We start from the raw sequence: 12,735 nt of genomic DNA on the forward strand, positions 1-12,735 counted from the left end.
AGTGCCGCAGAAGTGAAAGAATAATTTCACAGTACCGAGTTCTCCCAACCCCACAGCATCCCTGGAGGCCCCATTTTGCCCGGAATGAACCTGACGCGTGCCGAGGCACGCGAGCGCGCCGAACTGATCGCCGTCGACTCCTACGAGGTCGAGCTCGACCTGACCCGCGGTGAGAAAGTCTTCGGCACCACCACCGCCGTGAAGTTCACGGCGAGGCCAGGGTCCTCGACGTTCATCGACGCCGTCACCGACACCGTGCAGAGCGTCACCCTGAACGGTGTTGACCTTGATCCGGCTGAAGTCTCCGACGGCGTCCGCATCCAGCTGCCGGATCTGGCGGCGGAGAACGAGCTGCTGGTCGTCGCCGAGGCCCCATACATGAACACCGGCGAAGGGCTGCACCGGTTCGTGGACCCGGTGGACCACGAGGTCTACCTCTACACCCAGTTCGAGGTTCCGGATTCCCGGCGGATGTTCGCCGTGTTTGAACAGCCCGACCTCAAAGCCAGCTTCACGTTCACGGTGATCGCCCCCTCGCACTGGGATCTCATTTCCAACTCCCCCACACCCGTGCCGGTCGAGACCATCCCCGGCACCGACGGCGGCGCCCGCTCCGTCTGGGAGTTCTCCCCCACGCCGCGGCTCTCCTCCTACGTCACGGCCCTGATCGCCGGGCCCTACCAGTCGGTCCGCAGCGAAGTGGTCTCCGCCGACGGGAAGGTCACACCGCTGGGAGTCTTCGCCCGCAAGTCCCTCATGCAGTACCTCGACGCGGACAACATCTTCGACCTGACCCGCCAGGGCTTCGAGTTCTTCGAGGCACAGTTCGGCTGCCCGTACCCGTTCGAGAAGTACGACCAGCTCTTTGTGCCGGAGTTCAACGCCGGGGCCATGGAAAACGCCGGGGCCGTGACCATCCTGGAAGGCTACGTCTTCCGCAGCAAGGTCACCGACGCCCAGGTGGAGCGACGCGCCATCACCGTGCTCCACGAACTCGCCCACATGTGGTTCGGGGACCTCGTGACGATGCGCTGGTGGAACGACCTCTGGCTCAACGAGTCCTTTGCCGAGTACATGTCCCACCTGGCCGCAGTGGAAAACACCAGGTTCGACCACGCCTGGACCACGTTCGCCTCGGTGGAAAAGTCCTGGGCTTACCGCCAGGACCAGCTCCCCACGACCCACCCGATCTTCGCCGAAATCAACAACCTGGAGGACGTCGAGGTCAACTTCGACGGCATCACCTACGCCAAGGGCGCCTCGGTGCTCCGACAGCTCGTCGCCTGGGTGGGTCCGGAGGAGTTTATGGCCGGTGTCCGCGAGTACTTCCGCAAGCATGCGTGGCAGAACACCGAGCTCAGCGACCTGATGGCCGAACTCGAAAAGGCCAGCGGCCGCGACCTGGACCAGTGGGGCCGGCTCTGGCTGGAAACCGCCGGTGTCAACACGCTCAAGCCCGAGTTGTCCGTGGGCGACGACGGGACGATTTCCTCCTTCGCGATCCTGCAGTCCGCCACCGAGGGCCAGCCCACCCTCCGCCCGCACCGGCTCGCCGTCGGCTTCTACAACCTCAACGGCGACGGGAAGCTCGAACGCGTCCACCGCGAGGAGCTCGACGTCGACGGCGGCCGCACCGAGGTGCCCGCGCTGGCCGGGCTCGCCCGGCCGGACCTGATCCTGCTCAACGACGATGACCTCGCCTACGCCAAGGTCCGTCTCGACCCGACGTCCCTCGCCACCGCCACGGCGCACCTCAAGGACTTCAGCCAGAGCCTCCCCCGCACCCTCGTCTGGGGCTCGGCCTGGGACGCGGCCCGCGACGGCGAAACCCCCGCCCGCGGCTATGTGGAACTGATCCTCGCCAACATCGCCGAGGAATCCGATTCCTCGGTCATCCTCGTCCAGCTGCGCCAGCTGGCCACCACCCTGAACTTCTACGTGGCCGCAGAACACAAGGAAGCCACCGCAGTTGCCGCCGCGGACCGGCTCTGGGAGCTCGCCACGGGCGTCCCGGCCGGCTCCGACGCGCAGCTGCAGTTCGTCAAGTCCTATGCACTGCTGGCCCGCAGCGCGTCCCAGCTGGACACCGTGTCCGGCCTCCTGGAGGGCAACCTGGCGCTGGAGGGCCTCACCGTGGACCAGGACCTGCGCTGGGAACTGCTCACCTCCCTCGTTGTCGGCGGCCGCGCCGGACAGGACAAGATCGACGCCGAGCTGGCGCATGACAACACCGCCACGGGGCAGAACGCGGCGGCCCTCGCCACAGCCGCGATTCCCACCCCCGAGGCCAAGGCCGCGGCCTGGGACTCGATTGTGGTCAGGGGCGAGCTGTCCAACGCCCTCCAGGGCTCGGCCGTCAGCGGCTTCACCCGGGTGCTGGACACATCCCTGCTGGAGCCGTACGCCGGGAAGTACTTCGACGCCGTCCCGGGCATCGTCCAGGACCGCACCCACGCGCTGGCCCAGCAGATCGTCGTCGGGCTCTACCCGGCGCAGCTGACCACGCAGGCGACCGTGGACCGGACCGACGCGTTCCTGGCCTCACTGCCGGCGGACAGCACGGCCCTGCGGCGGATGATGCTGGAGAACCGCGACGGCGTGGCCCGCGCGCTGCGCGCCCGCCAGGCCGACGTCGGCGCATGAGCCTCGATGAGCACCGCTACGCGCTGACAGTGCGCTGGACCGGGAACCTCGGCGAGGGGACGGCGTCGTACCGCGGCTACTCACGCGACCACGACGTCGAGATCCCCGGGCTGCCCGTCCTGCCGGGCTCCGCGGACCCGACCTTCCACGGTGACCGGAACCGTTACAACCCGGAACAGCTGCTGCTGGCAGCCCTGTCCCAGTGCCACATGCTCTCCTTCCTGCATGTTGCCGTGAAGCACGGTGTGGTGGTCACCGCGTACGAGGACCGGGCCGAGGGGCTGATGCGGACCAACCGGGACGGCAGCGGGCAGTTCGAATCGGTCACGCTCAAGCCGCGCGTGACCCTGGCTGCGCCGGCGGCCGAGGAGCTCATGGAGGAACTCCACGCCGGCGCGAACAGGGTCTGTTTCATCGCCCGGAGCGTCAACTTCCCGGTGCGCCACGAACCCAGCGTGGTGGTCGGGGGCCAGGCGGGCTGAGCAGCTCAGCCGGGCCCTCGGGCCCGGCCGGGGACGCCCTGGATGCGCACCGGGCGACGCTGCGGCGCTACTGTTGAAGTAGACCAGAGCGCAGCAACAAGGAGTACTCCCCCGCCGATGATCAGCCTCACCACCACCGAACCCATCACCCCTCCGGACATCTCCGCCATCAACTTTCCGGGTGTCCTCATCAGCCTGGGGGTCGGCGTCGCCGTCTGGCTGGTGGCATCCTTCGTGATCTCCGGCATCACCAAACGCGTCGCCGCAGGCAGCACGTTCTTCAAGAAGCCGCACTTCCGCTGGGTGGCCCCCGCCTTCCGCGCACTGGACCACGAACGCCGGGTCCAGCGGGCCAACACCATCGGTGCGCTGCTCAGCAGCGTCGTGGGTGTCCTGGTGGCCGTCCTCACCAGCGTCTACGTGCTCAAGAACCTGAACGTGGACGTGGCCCCGATCCTGACCAGCGTCGGAATCCTCGGTATCGCCATCGGCTTCGGCGCCCAGCAGCTGATCCGGGACTTCCTGGCCGGCATCTTCATCACCATCGAGGACCAGTACGGCATCGGTGACATCATCGAGACCTCCGAGGTGGTGGGCACGGTGGAGCAGATGAACCTCCGGATCACCCGGGTCCGGGCCGAGGACGGCACCATCTGGTACCTGCGCAACGGCGAGATCCTGCGGGTGGGCAACCGCTCCCAGGGCACCTACGTTCCGCCCGATGCACCGTCGGCGGACGACGCCGGCGACGCCGCCGACGCACCCCAGCAGAAGGCCGGAGAATAGAGCCATGACGATCCCCCTCGCCGGCGAGCCCCGCCAGCCCAAGCAGCTGCTGCAGAATGATCCGTTCACCCAGCCCGGGTACACGGACAACTTCTACGACGCCGTGGGCGGCCATGAGACGTTCGTGAAGCTCATCGACGTGTTCTACGACGGCGTGGCGACCGATCCGCTGCTGCGCCCGATGTACCCGGAGGAGGACCTGGGCCCCGCCAAGCGGCGCTTCCTGATGTTCCTCGAGCAGTATTGGGGCGGTCCGACGACGTACGGCGAGGAGCGCGGCCACCCCCGGCTGCGGATGCGGCACCAGCCCTTCCGTGTCACGCCCGAGGCGAAGGAGCGGTGGCTGCACCACATGCGCGCCGCGGTGGATTCCCTGGAGCTCCCGCCGCTGTTCGAGGGGACGCTGTGGGACTACATGGAGCGGGCGGCCCTCTCCATGGTGAACAGCCCGTCCGGAGCCTGAGGGGCGGACCCGCGACGTTGCTGCGGTGCGCCGGTGCGGAACCGGCCGGGGATCAGCGCCTTCCGTGCCGTACTGCGAGCGCGGCGCGCGCATTGCCGGCGACGTGCAGGAGGACCGCCACGATGAGGAAAGCGACGGGCACCTGGGCCGTCGTCGTCAGCGCGGCCGGCCAGCCGCCGTCGAGCGTGGGATCGAGGAAGTCGTAGACGTACCAGCCGTCGATCGCACCGCGCACCCACGAGAGGACGAGGAAGGCGGCGGGGTAGCCGAGCCACATGATCGGCCGCCGCCAGGTGCCGCGCACGGTCCTCGTGACCAGGAGCCAGTCGAGCGCGGCGAACAGCGGAGCCAGACGGTGGTGCACGAGCTGGGGCCAGTACATGTCCAGGCTCCACCACGGCTCCCCGGGCGGGGCCACGGGGACGATATAGATGAGGCCTGTCATCGCGAGGTACAAGGCCAGCGCACCGAAGAGGCGGTCCCATTATTCCGGCAGCCGGGTCCGCGGCAGGGCAACGGATGCGACGAGCACGAGCCCAAGCGCAAGGTTCGACTGGACCGTTAATTCCGAGTAGAGCTGGGCGATGTCCACGTCATTGCCCGGGAGCGTCGCGTCGTACGTCTTCCGGACGAGTGCGGCCAGCACGACGATGCCGGCCGCGATGCGGAGCGCGCGGATCAAGCACCGACATGCCACTCATGCGCCCAGTATGGCAGGCCCGTCATGAAGGGGCGTTTCCGGTTGCTTGGTTTCCTTGTTTCCGGAGCCTGGTGAAACACGTGGAAATACCCCGAAGGCACTTGGGGGAATGCCCCGGGGTCTTTCTGCCTCAATAATACCCGGCCGGGTATCCGTGCTGCAAGCGTCCCCGGCGCGTCCGCCCAAGGAGCGCATCACTCCTGGGCGGAACCCTGGAGGCCCGAACCGGTGCGGGCCAGGACGTGCCCACGGGGCCCGCTGAGCCGGAACCAGCGTCCGGCCCGGTAGAGCTGCTGTTCGCCGTCGGCCAGGAAGCCCAGCGTGAGTGCCGCGAAGGCGGCGCCCAGCGGGAGCCCGCCGGCGCCCGGCAGTTCCCTGCCCCAGACCGCGGCGCGGGCGTTGTTGACGATCAAGGCGCCGGGTTTGTCCGGAATGATGGCGGCGATCTCACTGATGCCGGCCTCGGCCGACTGGCGCAGGGCGGAATCCGGCAGCGTGGCGACGGCCTCCCACCCGGTCCGGGGCGCACCGACGCCGGCCCATGATTCGGTGACGGTCACCGGCGGCAGCGGCAGCTCGACGTCGTTCTCCCCCGCGCGTGCCAGCCGGTCCAGCACCGCAGAGATCGGGACCGTAACATCCGTGTCCGCCGGCTGCGCCAGGGCCATGGTCCGCAGCCCGAGGATCGTCGGCGTCGACTCCCCCAGCAGCCGCGGCCGCAGCACACACACGTAGGCCGCGAGCACCTGGCCGGACGCCTGGAGACGGATGGCGCCGTCGTCGATCGATTTGGCGCGGGTGGCGAAGGTGCGCAGATCTGCGAGGTCGCGGGGATCGGTGAACTGCAGGGGCTGGGTTAGGACGTCAGACACAATCTCGACTCTACCGGCTGTGCCTCTTTGGGGCGGTGCCGCAGGGACGTCTAGAGTCGAACCATGACTGAAGCCGAAGCCGGATTGCAGGGGCCGCCGACGCAGGACCCCACCTCCTCGCTCCTCCACCTGCTGAACCTCGGTGAACTGGAGGGTGCCCGGACCGACGAGGACATCTTTATGGGCCCCTCCCAGCAGCAGCCCCGGCACCGCGTGTTCGGCGGCCAGGTGCTGGCGCAGTCCCTGATCGCCGGCAGCCGGACAGTTCCGGAGGGGCGCGGTGTGCACTCCATGCACGGGTACTTCCTGCGTCCGGGGGATGCCAACAAGCCGATCACTTTTGGCGTCCAGCGGCTGAGGGACGGCCGCTCGTTTTCGGCGCGGCGTGTGCATGCGTACCAGGAGGGCATGCCCATCCTGTCCATGATCGCCTCCTTCCAGGATGAGGACGAGGGAATCGAGCACCAGTCTGAGATGCCGGCCGGCATCCCGGCGCCGGAGTCGCTGCCCAGCACCGCTGACCTGCTGGGCAAGTTCGACCACCCGGTGGCACGCCACTGGGCGTATGAGCGGCCCTTTGACATCCGGCACGTCGACCCGGCGCTGTACGTCTCGGCCAAGGGCGAAAAGGAACCGCGCAACGCCGTCTGGATGAAGACGTTCGGACCGATGCCCAATGATCCGGAACTGCACCGCGCTGCCCTGGCCTACGCCAGTGACTACACGCTGCTGGAATCCATCCTGCGCAAGCACGGAATGAGCTGGATTACCCCGGGCATGTCCGTGGCCAGCCTGGACCACGCCATGTGGTGGCACCGGCCGGTCCGGGTGGACGAGTGGCTGCTTTACGTCCAGGAGTCCCCCAGCGCCCAGGGCGCCCGCGGCCTGGCCACCGGCAAGATCTTCAGCCGCGACGGCCGGCATGTGGCCACAGTGGCGCAGGAAGGCATGATCCGGGTTCCCACGGACCTCAAGAGCAAGGTCAAGGGCGTAGTCCAGACCAAGGTCCTGGAGCACCAGATGCGCAAGGCCGAACGCGGCTGACCCCCGTACCGTCGGGCCCGGCTGCCCGGCTGCCCGTCGCCGCTGCCGCTGGCACGCGAAAAGGCCGGCTCCCCTGGCGGGGAGCCGGCCTTTCTGTTCCGCTCGTGTGCGTCGCGGGCTAAGTGGAGAACTTAGTCGCGGGTGAGGCGGCGGTGGGTCACGCGGTGCGGCTTGGCTGCATCCGGGCCCAGGCGTTCGACCTTGTTCTCCTCGTAGGACTCGAAGTTGCCTTCGAACCAGTACCACTTGGAGGGGTTTTCCTCGTCACCTTCGTAGGCCAGGATGTGGGTGGCCACACGGTCCAGGAACCAGCGGTCGTGCGAGACCACCACGGCGCAGCCCGGGAATTCGAGCAGGGCGTTTTCGAGGCTGCTGAGGGTCTCGACGTCGAGGTCGTTAGTGGGCTCATCGAGGAGCAGCAGGTTTCCGCCCTGCTTGAGGGTCAGGGCCAGGTTCAGGCGGTTGCGCTCACCACCGGAGAGGACCCCGGCCTTCTTCTGCTGGTCCGGTCCTTTGAAGCCGAAGGCGGCGACGTAGGCGCGGGACGGCATTTCGACCTGGCCGACCTGGATGTAGTCGAGGCCGTCGGAGACAACCTCCCACAGGGTCTTGTTCGGGTCGATGCCGCCGCGGCTCTGGTCCGCGTAGGAGATCTTGACGGAGTCACCGATCTTCAGCTCGCCGCCATCGAGGGGCTCAAGCCCGACGATGGTCTTGAACAGGGTGGTCTTGCCGACGCCGTTGGGGCCGATGACACCGACGATGCCGTTGCGGGGCAGGGTGAAGGAGAGCCCGTCGATCAGGGTGCGGTCCTCGAAGCCCTTCTGCAGGTTCTTCGCCTCCAGGACGAGGCCGCCCAGGCGGGGTCCCGGCGGAATCTGGATCTCTTCGAAGTCCAGCTTGCGGGTGCGGTCGGCCTCGGCGGCCATTTCCTCGTAGCGCGCCAGACGGGCCTTGGACTTGGTCTGGCGTCCCTTGGCGTTGGAGCGGACCCACTCGAGTTCCTCGGTGAGGCGCTTGGCCTGTTTGGCGTCCTTCTTGCCCTGGACTTCGAGGCGGGCGCGCTTCTTCTCGAGGTACGTGGAGTAGTTGCCCTCGTACGGGTAGAGGTGGCCGCGGTCCACTTCGGCGATCCACTCCGCCACGTGGTCAAGGAAGTACCGGTCGTGGGTGACAGCGAGGACGGCGCCCGGGTAGTTGGAGAGGTGCTGCTCAAGCCAGAGCACGCTCTCGGCGTCAAGGTGGTTGGTGGGCTCGTCGAGGAGCAGCAGGTCCGGCTTCTGGAGCAGGAGCTTGCAGAGGGCGACGCGGCGGCGCTCACCGCCGGAGAGCAGGGTGACGTCGGCTTCCGGCGGCGGGCAGCGGAGGGCGTCCATGGCCTGCTCCAGCTGGGAATCGAGATCCCAGGCATCGGCGGCGTCGATCGCTTCCTGCAGCTGACCCATTTCCTCCAGGAGGGCATCGTAGTCAGCGTCAGGGTTCGCCATCTCCTCGGAGATGTCGTTGAAGCGCTGGATCTTGCCGTAGATCTCGCCGACACCTTCCTGGACGTTGCCCAGGACGGTCTTGTCCTCGTTCAGCGGGGGCTCCTGCAGCAGGATACCGACCGTGTAGCCGGGGCTGAGCCGGGCCTCACCGTTTGAGGGTGTGTCCAGCCCGGCCATGATCTTCAGAATGGTGGACTTACCGGCACCATTCGGGCCGACAACGCCGATCTTGGCCCCCGGGAAGAAGGACATGCTTACGTCATCGAGGATGAGTTTTTCGCCAACAGCTTTGCGGGCGTTGGTCATTGTGTAGATAAATTCCGCCATGCCTACAAATCTAGTGGTTCGGCCGGGATAACTCACATTCCTGCAGCCCTGATGTACTGCCCGGCCGCGTCTGCGTCCAGCCCCGCAGGGGTCCTGCTGAGATCCCGGCTGATACGACGGGCCATGTGGAGCCGGCGCCATCCATCGACGGCGCCGAGCACCCGACCGCCGCTACCCGGACCAGCAACGTGGCGTTGAACGTGGCAAGGGCGGGCGCCGCACCGTGGCTCAGCAGTGCCGGCGTGACCTCAGCACTGTAACGGGCGCGCCCGCGGCCGTTCAGGCGGCGGCCCCTTTCAGTTCGCCCGTCTCCTCATCGAGCTCCTCCACCTCGCCGGTTGCGTCGTCGACGAATACAGAGTGGGTGGCAGGCCCGTCATCGTCATCGCTCCCCTCATGTTCCGGGTGGTTCTGGTCGTCCTCCGTGTTCCCCCCGCGGCGGCTATCGGGGTCCGCTGCCGACGAACCGGCGGGGCCGGCAACAGCTTGGGGACCGTTGCCAGCAGCTGTGCGGATGTAGTTGGCGGATCCCCACATGAGGTCATGGCCGACGGACTCGGCGTCGATTTCGGCCACGTGGTAGACCCGCCCGTCATTCTCCCAGCTCCTCATCTTGAGCCGTCCCACGACGATGACCCGCTGGCCCTTCTTGATGCTGCAGCCGATGTTTCCTGCCAACTGCCTGTAGCCCTGGACCGTGAACCAGTTAATGTTCCCGTCAATCCAGGTGTTCGTCGCGCGGTCGAAGCGCCGTTCGGTGCAACCCAGCCGGAAGTTCGCCGTCGCCACGCCGCCCGGCGTCGTCGAACTCTTGGGCTCCGTGGCGACGAAGCCACGGACCGTGATGTTGTCACTCATTCTCATGTCCTGTCTCGAAATGTGTGCCCTAGCAGGCTCCTCCAGCTTCGCCCCGGGCAGAGTCCTCCGCGAGGGCCGAGGTGCGCCATGTGGAAAACCCGCTCCGGGGCACCGCGGGAGGTGAGGCACTCTCCCTCGGGATTCGGCAGTGAAGTGCCGGCAATTGGCGCCGACGCCCGCCCGTTTGCCCCAAACGGCCGGAATGGCCGGCCCCATAGCGGCCATTCGTGGCAAATGACTTAGGCCCGCGTCCGAGCACCGTCGTGTCGGGGCCCCCCGGGTGTTCCTGACAGCGGAGTCGCGCGGGGCACGGTAAACTCTTGGAGGCGTCCCCCGGCAGCAGCCGGGCAGGTACGCCGACGTGCCCCAGTAGCTCAGGGGATAGAGCAGCGGCCTTCTAATCCGCCGGTCGGGGGTTCGATTCCCTCCTGGGGCACCAGAGTGCGGCTCTGGCCTGCCGGAACTTTCCGCAGGCCAGGGCCGAATTTCAGCCAGCCGGAGTACGCCGGCGCGAAGCAGCCGCTAAATCCACTTGTTGCGCTTGAACGTCCAATACAGCACCAGGCCCATGCCGACCATCAGGCCCAGGGCCATCGGGTAGCCGAACACCCAGTCCAGTTCAGGCATGGTGCGGAAATTCATGCCGTAGATCGTGCCGATCAGCGTCGGCGCGAACAGGATGGCCGCCCACGAGGAGATCCGTTTAACCTGCTCGTTCTGGGCGTAGCTCGACTCCGTCAACAGGCGCATTTCATCGTTCTGCCGCTGGGCCACGAGCGCCGCATTGACCGCGAGCGCATTCTGCAACAGCGCGCGGAAGGCCGCGACGCGCTCGCTGAGCCGCAGCACATGGTCCAGGACGTCCCGGTAGTGGTCCTGCAACTCGGGACGGGGCTGGTGGTCCGGAGCTTCGACCATCAGCGACTGCAGGATCATGACCAGAGGCGCCGTCGCCCGCTGGAACATAATGACCTGGCGGGAGAGTTCGTAGATCCGGCGGGATACGCCCGGGTCCGCGGCGAAGAGATCGTCCTCGATTTCATCGACGTCGTTTTCCAGGCCGGCAGCCACAGGCTCGTACTCGTCCACCACCTGGTCCAGGATCGCATAGAGCACGGCGTCCGGACCGAGGGCCAGGAATTCTGGCTCGGATTCCATCCGCCGGCGCACCCGTGCGAGATCCGGTGATTCGGCGCGGCGGACGGTGACGACAAAATCCTCGCCGGCAAAGACATGGATCTCGCCGAACTCCACTTGCTCCAGTTCGTCCAGATACCGGGCCGGGCGCAGCACCAGGAAAAGCGTCTCTCCGTAGTGCTCCAGCTTGGCCCGCTGATGGCCGGCGAGCGCATCGTCAACGGCCAAGTGGTTCAGATCGAATTCTTCGGCCACCGACCTCAACTCGTCCGCATCGGGCCGGTAGAGCCCGATCCAAGCCATGCCCTGGCGCTGCCGCAGGATGAAGTACGTCTCGTCGAGGCTCTCCGGGTCTGCCGTCCGGTGACCATCCACGTATACGGCGTTGTCGACAATGCTCACGGCCCCGCCTCCTCCACCCGGGCATCCCTTGGCTGTGACGCTATACCGTCCTCTGCCCGGTGCCAACAACCCGCGCCTTCCGGGAACAGCGCGCGGAACAGGGGCGCGGCCGGGCCGCCGGTTGTTGCCGCGAGTCCTCGCCCCACCTGCCCTCCGCCGGCAATCAGCACGCTTAGGATTGAAGGGACAGGCAGGACAGCAGGAAGAACCTGTGGGACCTGCCCGCAACCGAAAGGTACGGCCGCCATGACCCAGACACCCCGCGGATTTGATCCCCACGATCCCAACGACGGCTTGACCGCCCAGTACCCGGTGCCTGCTGACGCCCCGTCCGGGTCCGCCGAGGCGGGGTACCCCACAGAGGGCCCGGCAAGCGGCACCGATCTTGTACCCGGTCCCCCGGCGGACGCAACCCCCGCGCCGGCCCCGGCGCCGGGCGGGGACACTCCCCGTTCCGGGACCGAACCGCCGGCCCCTGCCCCTGCCCCTGAACCGCGCCACGTCACCCGTGCGGGCATGGTCTGGGCCGCGGTTGCCTGCGCGCTGGTGGTGCTGATCCTGCTCATCGCCTTCATCCTGCAGAACCAGGAATACGTGCAGGTCAAATTCTTCGGCCTGGCCGGCTTGGTCCCCCTCGGCATCGCACTGTTCATTGCGGCGGTCGGCGGCGGCGTACTCGTTGCCATCGCCGGCGCCGCCCGCATCATTCAGCTGCGCCTCGCCGCGCACCGCCAGCGCGTCAGCCGACAGGCCAGCCCGGGGACGCGCGGGCGCTGACGCCGGCGAGGGAGCGTTCCATGGGAGGGGCAGAATCCCAGTGGCGGGGAGACCTGACCACCGCTGCGGCGGACTGGCCCGACGTCGAGCGCCTCTTCGGCGTCCGCGGCGAGCCGTCGCGCTGCTGGTGCCGGTTCTTCGCCCTGACCGGAACCCAGTGGTCCGCGTCGACCCCGGAGCAGCGGAAGGTCCAGTTCCGGGCCAGGTTCGACGGCGGCGCGCCGGCTCCCGGTGTGCTGGCGTTCCGCGGCGGTATCCCGGTGGGCTGGTGCGCCGTCGAGCCCCGCGGGTGCTACCCCCGGATCCTCCGCTCGAAGGTGTTGACGGCGGCGGACCCTGAAGTGGTCCGGGACCCCGGCGGGGACCGGGTGTGGTCCGTGAGTTGCTTTGTTGTCTCCCCCGGCCACCGCCGGAGCGGTGTGGCGCGGGAGCTGCTTGCAGCCGCCGTCGGGCACGCGTTCGGCCACGGCGCAATGGTGGTGGAAGGTTATCCGGTCGACCCGGCGCAGCGGCCCAAGGCCGGACCGGCAGACCTTTACCATGGCACTCTGGGCCTTTTTCTGGCGGCCGGCTTCGCAGTGGTCAGCGACGCCGTGCCGGGACGCGCCGTGGTCCGGCTGGCCGCCCCCTCCGGCGCCGCCGGCCCCTAAGCCTTGATCCACCGATCCGCCTGGGCTGATGATCTGGATCTGACTTTTGGCGGTTTTGCGGGCTGAGTGCGTGGTGGGGTGCCGGGCCTCGCTGCCCTTGGGTGTTC

At 67.7% G+C, this 12,735-nt stretch carries 13 protein-coding genes and 1 tRNA gene; 8 read left to right on the forward strand and 6 right to left on the reverse strand.

Annotation, left to right across the window (positions count from 1 at the left end; all coding sequences use genetic code 11):
* Nucleotides 1-84: 84 nt before the first annotated feature.
* From pepN to ACZY0Y_RS16245, 4 genes are all read left to right on the forward strand, one after another.
* Complete coding sequence (pepN, locus tag ACZY0Y_RS16230) at nucleotides 85-2,643, forward strand: aminopeptidase N (RefSeq protein ID WP_463959127.1); 2,559 nt, start codon at nucleotides 85-87, stop codon at nucleotides 2,641-2,643.
* Nucleotides 2,640-3,125 carry an OsmC family protein gene (locus ACZY0Y_RS16235; RefSeq protein ID WP_463884591.1) on the forward strand — a complete coding sequence of 162 codons (486 nt, stop codon included), beginning with the start codon at nucleotides 2,640-2,642 and terminating at the stop codon, nucleotides 3,123-3,125. The genes pepN and ACZY0Y_RS16235 overlap by 4 nt, the downstream gene beginning before the upstream one ends.
* Before the next feature lie 117 nt (nucleotides 3,126-3,242).
* Entirely contained in the window at nucleotides 3,243-3,911 is a 669-nt protein-coding gene (locus ACZY0Y_RS16240; protein ID WP_463884589.1) for a mechanosensitive ion channel family protein, read from the forward strand.
* A 4-nt stretch (nucleotides 3,912-3,915) separates the two neighbouring features.
* Nucleotides 3,916-4,374, forward strand: a complete 459-nt coding sequence (locus ACZY0Y_RS16245) for a globin (RefSeq protein ID WP_463884587.1) — start codon at nucleotides 3,916-3,918, stop codon at nucleotides 4,372-4,374.
* Between the two features lie 52 nt (nucleotides 4,375-4,426).
* On the opposite strand, the gene ACZY0Y_RS16250 is transcribed toward ACZY0Y_RS16245, so the two are convergent.
* From ACZY0Y_RS16250 to ACZY0Y_RS16260, 3 genes are all read right to left on the reverse strand, one after another.
* Complete coding sequence (locus ACZY0Y_RS16250) at nucleotides 4,427-4,831, reverse strand: Pr6Pr family membrane protein (RefSeq protein WP_463959129.1); 405 nt, start codon at nucleotides 4,829-4,831, stop codon at nucleotides 4,427-4,429.
* A gap of 27 nt (nucleotides 4,832-4,858) precedes the next feature.
* A complete protein-coding gene (locus tag ACZY0Y_RS16255) occupies nucleotides 4,859-5,056 on the reverse strand; it encodes a hypothetical protein (protein ID WP_463959131.1) in 198 nt (65 codons plus the stop codon).
* A gap of 212 nt (nucleotides 5,057-5,268) precedes the next feature.
* Nucleotides 5,269-5,946, reverse strand: a complete 678-nt coding sequence (locus ACZY0Y_RS16260) for a DUF8185 domain-containing protein (protein ID WP_463959132.1) — start codon at nucleotides 5,944-5,946, stop codon at nucleotides 5,269-5,271.
* 63 nt (nucleotides 5,947-6,009) lie between these two features.
* Between ACZY0Y_RS16260 and tesB the strand changes: the two genes are divergently transcribed.
* A complete protein-coding gene (tesB, locus tag ACZY0Y_RS16265) occupies nucleotides 6,010-6,990 on the forward strand; it encodes an acyl-CoA thioesterase II (protein ID WP_463884581.1) in 981 nt (326 codons plus the stop codon).
* Between the two features lie 131 nt (nucleotides 6,991-7,121).
* Here the strand turns inward: tesB and ettA are convergent, their stop codons facing one another.
* The gene (gene ettA, locus ACZY0Y_RS16270) at nucleotides 7,122-8,804 is read right to left on the reverse strand and encodes an energy-dependent translational throttle protein EttA (protein WP_024368197.1); all 1,683 of its coding nucleotides are present in this window, start codon (nucleotides 8,802-8,804) and stop codon (nucleotides 7,122-7,124) included.
* 279 nt (nucleotides 8,805-9,083) lie between these two features.
* Nucleotides 9,084-9,662: a single-stranded DNA-binding protein gene (ssb, locus tag ACZY0Y_RS16275; RefSeq protein ID WP_463959134.1), complete on the reverse strand. Its 579-nt coding sequence runs from the start codon at nucleotides 9,660-9,662 to the stop codon at nucleotides 9,084-9,086.
* 363 nt (nucleotides 9,663-10,025) lie between these two features.
* Here ssb and ACZY0Y_RS16280 point away from each other — a divergent pair.
* Nucleotides 10,026-10,101, forward strand: a tRNA-Arg gene (locus ACZY0Y_RS16280).
* Between the two features lie 83 nt (nucleotides 10,102-10,184).
* Here the strand turns inward: ACZY0Y_RS16280 and ACZY0Y_RS16285 are convergent.
* Nucleotides 10,185-11,201 carry a magnesium and cobalt transport protein CorA gene (locus ACZY0Y_RS16285; RefSeq protein WP_463884578.1) on the reverse strand — a complete coding sequence of 339 codons (1,017 nt, stop codon included), beginning with the start codon at nucleotides 11,199-11,201 and terminating at the stop codon, nucleotides 10,185-10,187.
* A gap of 246 nt (nucleotides 11,202-11,447) precedes the next feature.
* On the opposite strand from ACZY0Y_RS16285, the gene ACZY0Y_RS16290 reads away from it, so the two are divergent.
* Together ACZY0Y_RS16290 and ACZY0Y_RS16295 are read left to right on the forward strand one after the other, a co-directional pair.
* Nucleotides 11,448-11,978, forward strand: a complete 531-nt coding sequence (locus tag ACZY0Y_RS16290; RefSeq protein ID WP_463959136.1) for a LapA family protein — start codon at nucleotides 11,448-11,450, stop codon at nucleotides 11,976-11,978.
* A gap of 20 nt (nucleotides 11,979-11,998) precedes the next feature.
* On the forward strand, nucleotides 11,999-12,628 hold the full coding sequence (locus tag ACZY0Y_RS16295; RefSeq protein ID WP_463959138.1) for a GNAT family N-acetyltransferase: 630 nt from the start codon (nucleotides 11,999-12,001) through the stop codon (nucleotides 12,626-12,628).
* Nucleotides 12,629-12,735: the final 107 nt, after the last annotated feature.

This window comes from Pseudarthrobacter kochi (genome assembly GCF_055412805.1).